Origin of the sequence: Dapis purpurea BLCC-M126, assembly GCF_050015975.1 — a bacterium.
GTDB lineage: Bacteria > Cyanobacteriota > Cyanobacteriia > Cyanobacteriales > Microcoleaceae > Trichodesmium.
In genome coordinates this window covers 1-1,406 of sequence record NZ_JBNHER010000140.1, presented here as the reverse complement: position 1 = coordinate 1,406, position 1,406 = coordinate 1, and the positions used below count along the sequence as shown (strand labels likewise).

The following is a 1,406-nucleotide window of genomic DNA, read 5'->3' as shown; positions in this document are numbered from 1 at the left end:
CAGGACTTACGCAAAGACACTATATATAGCGTATGCCAAATAGAGCGATGTAGCTGCCGCTAGGCTCCGCCAACGCTTAAAAAAAATGTAGCGATCGCCTCAAGATTTTAGCCATTAATTCAAGAGTAAGAAAAATACCTACAAAATCAAAATTGCTCTGAATTTTATTGTGGGCTTTTCCAGCTCTTGTATCAGATAATCTGAGAGTAATTCATGCTTAACTTGGTAAATAGTTTTCCCTATTTTCACTGCTAATCTTTTCAAAAAATTCCAGACTAATATAGCACAGGCTATATGATTTTTCTGAATTTTCCTGAGACGACATTGACAAAACTCTATACCTGTTAATTGCTTAATTTCTCTGTGAAATTCTTCAATTTTCCATCTGGTTTGAGATTCAAACTCTACTGCATCTACTGAAGCTTGACATAAGTCATTAGTTGCAATATATTCTGTTCTATTGGTAGAAATAGTTGCCCAGAATAACTTTACTTTTTTATCTCTCGGAAAACCTTTTATTTTGATTATTTTACCTGATATTTTTTCTGGCTCATTCCAAGTTAATTCTTCTATCTTTTTATATTTTTCTATACCACGAGTATCATCTACTAAACGATTTATTTTTAAGGGACAGTAATAAATTTTCTCCATATTATCTATTAATCCCATTAACCTTTGTGTGGCATACCAACTATCCATTAACACAGTTTTAAATGGTAATTTTTTCTGATTTACCACACATAAAATCATTTCTTCTACATGGTCTATTTTGGTTTTTTTATCAGTATCTGGGTCATAAATTCGATAATCTATGAGCCAAAACTGTTCGATTTTTGGATTAAAATATATACAATTTACTATTCCTATACCACGAACTACTTGATGCTCATTACCACTGTACTGTCGCCGAACCAATTCAATTTTATTACTATGCTTCTTGTTAATAACTGTATCATCAAATATTAAATAACCTTCTGTATTGGCTATAATTTCTTTTTTAACATTTCTCCATAAATCTTGGTTATCAAAGTTTTGTATTTTTAAATAACGATTTATCTTGTCATGGCTAACATTTTCTAGGTGATTGGCTAAATTTGTGATAGTATAATTTGTATGAGAATTGAGTAGATACTGACAATAATCAATATAGTTAAAATTCATCTTGTTATCTCAAATTAACAATTAAGATAATATAATTATAGTATAATTAAGCTCTTTTAGCAAAATTTATTTACAATTAGCTAAAATAAATTTAAAGAGCATATCTTTAATATTATTAATATTAGTTATGATAATTTTTTTGTTCAGGCGATCGCTACATTTTTTAACAGCGTTGGCGGAGCCTAGCGGCAGCTACATCGCTCTATTTAGTATACGCTATATATAGTGTCTTTGCGTAAGTCCTG

Annotated in this window: 1 protein-coding gene; it reads right to left on the bottom strand. The window is 30.1% G+C overall.

Translation table 11 applies throughout. From position 1 onward, the window contains the following. Positions 1 to 138 precede the first annotated feature (138 nt). Positions 139 to 1,161 carry an IS701 family transposase gene (locus ACP6PL_RS12545; protein ID WP_426545597.1) on the bottom strand — a complete coding sequence of 341 codons (1,023 nt, stop codon included), beginning with the start codon at positions 1,159 to 1,161 and terminating at the stop codon, positions 139 to 141. Positions 1,162 to 1,406 lie beyond the last annotated feature (245 nt).